The 507-nt window shown below is 54.2% G+C and carries 1 rRNA gene; it reads left to right on the forward strand.

Going from position 1 to position 507, the window contains the following annotated elements:
* A 16S ribosomal RNA gene (locus OUY18_RS13790) occupies positions 1-507 on the forward strand; the annotation flags it as partial.

The following is a 507-nucleotide window of genomic DNA, read 5'->3' on the forward strand; positions in this document are numbered from 1 at the left end:
AGGGAATCTTCCGCAATGGACGAAAGTCTGACGGAGCAACGCCGCGTGAGTGATGAAGGTTTTCGGATCGTAAAGCTCTGTTGTTAGGGAAGAACAAGTACCGTTCGAATAGGGCGGTACCTTGACGGTACCTAACCAGAAAGCCACGGCTAACTACGTGCCAGCAGCCGCGGTAATACGTAGGTGGCAAGCGTTGTCCGGAATTATTGGGCGTAAAGGGCTCGCAGGCGGTTTCTTAAGTCTGATGTGAAAGCCCCCGGCTCAACCGGGGAGGGTCATTGGAAACTGGGGAACTTGAGTGCAGAAGAGGAGAGTGGAATTCCACGTGTAGCGGTGAAATGCGTAGAGATGTGGAGGAACACCAGTGGCGAAGGCGACTCTCTGGTCTGTAACTGACGCTGAGGAGCGAAAGCGTGGGGAGCGAACAGGATTAGATACCCTGGTAGTCCACGCCGTAAACGATGAGTGCTAAGTGTTAGGGGGTTTCCGCCCCTTAGTGCTGCAGCT

Origin of the sequence: Caproiciproducens galactitolivorans, assembly GCF_026672255.1 — a bacterium.
In the GTDB taxonomy this organism is placed as follows: domain Bacteria; phylum Bacillota; class Clostridia; order Oscillospirales; family Acutalibacteraceae; genus Caproiciproducens; species Caproiciproducens galactitolivorans_A.